This window comes from Sulfuriferula thiophila, assembly GCF_003864975.1.
Taxonomy (GTDB): Bacteria; Pseudomonadota; Gammaproteobacteria; order Burkholderiales; family Sulfuriferulaceae; genus Sulfuriferula; species Sulfuriferula thiophila.
Genome location: NZ_BHGL01000020.1, coordinates 1 through 1,205, shown reverse-complemented (window position 1 = coordinate 1,205; position 1,205 = coordinate 1). Strand labels below are relative to the sequence as shown.

The window sequence follows — 1,205 nt, the reverse complement described above, 5'->3', positions numbered from 1 at the left end:
AATTACTCAATAATTTTAGCAACCACACCAGCACCTACGGTACGGCCACCTTCGCGAATTGCGAAGCGCAGACCGTCTTCCATAGCGATAGGTGCAATCAGTGCAACAGTTACTGATACGTTATCGCCTGGCATAACCATTTCGGTACCCGCTGGCAGTTCAACTGCACCGGTTACGTCTGTGGTACGGAAGTAGAACTGTGGACGGTAGCCATTGAAGAATGGGGTATGACGACCACCTTCATCTTTAGACAGCACATAGATTTCTGCGCTGAATTTAGTATGCGGCTTGATAGAACCCGGCTTGGCCAAAACTTGACCGCGCTGAACTTCTTCACGCTTGGTACCACGCAGCAATACACCAACGTTGTCGCCAGCCTGACCTTGGTCAAGCAATTTACGGAACATCTCAACACCGGTACAGGTGGTTTTGAGGGTTGGGTTAAGTCCGACGATTTCCACTTCTTCGCCGACTTTAACGATACCGCGCTCAATACGACCGGTTACAACAGTTCCGCGACCCGAGATGGAGAATACGTCTTCAACTGGCATCAGGAAGGCGCCGTCTACAGCACGATCTGGGTCTGGGATGTAGCTATCTAATGCATCTGCCAAACGGTAGATGGATGGCTCGCCGATTTCTGTTTGGTCACCTTCCAGTGCCTTCAGGGCGGAACCAGTAATCACTGGCGTGTCATCACCCGGGAAGTCGTATTTGCTGAGCAATTCACGAATTTCCATTTCAACCAGTTCCAGTAACTCAGCATCATCAACCATGTCTGCTTTGTTCATGTACACGACGATGTACGGTACGCCAACCTGACGCGCCAGCAGGATGTGTTCACGTGTCTGAGGCATTGGACCGTCAGCTGCAGAAACAACCAGAATTGCGCCGTCCATTTGCGCTGCGCCGGTAATCATGTTCTTGATGTAATCCGCGTGACCCGGGCAGTCTACGTGTGCGTAGTGACGCTTTTCTGTTTCATACTCAACGTGCGAGGTATTAATGGTAATACCACGTGCTTTTTCTTCCGGTGCAGAGTCAATCTCTGCATAGTTCTTCGCTTCGCCACCAAATTTCTTTGATAAGATGGTGGTGATCGCTGCGGTCAGCGTGGTCTTGCCGTGGTCAACGTGGCCAATCGTACCTACGTTAACGTGCGGCTTGGTCCGTTCAAACTTGCCTTTTGCCATGATGTATATCCT

At 50.5% G+C, this 1,205-nt stretch carries 1 protein-coding gene; it reads right to left on the bottom strand.

Translation table 11 applies throughout. The features are described from left to right. Nucleotides 1-2: 2 nt before the first annotated feature. Nucleotides 3-1,193: an elongation factor Tu gene (gene tuf / locus EJE49_RS08720; protein WP_124950068.1), complete on the bottom strand. Its 1,191-nt coding sequence runs from the start codon at nt 1,191-1,193 to the stop codon at nt 3-5. Nucleotides 1,194-1,205: the final 12 nt, after the last annotated feature.

What these genes read in the sequence shown, in the direction of transcription:
- tuf (WP_124950068.1), bottom strand. Translation starts at nt 1,193, where the DNA reads ATGGCAAAAGGCAAGTTTGAACGGACCAAGCCGCACGTTAACGTAGGT.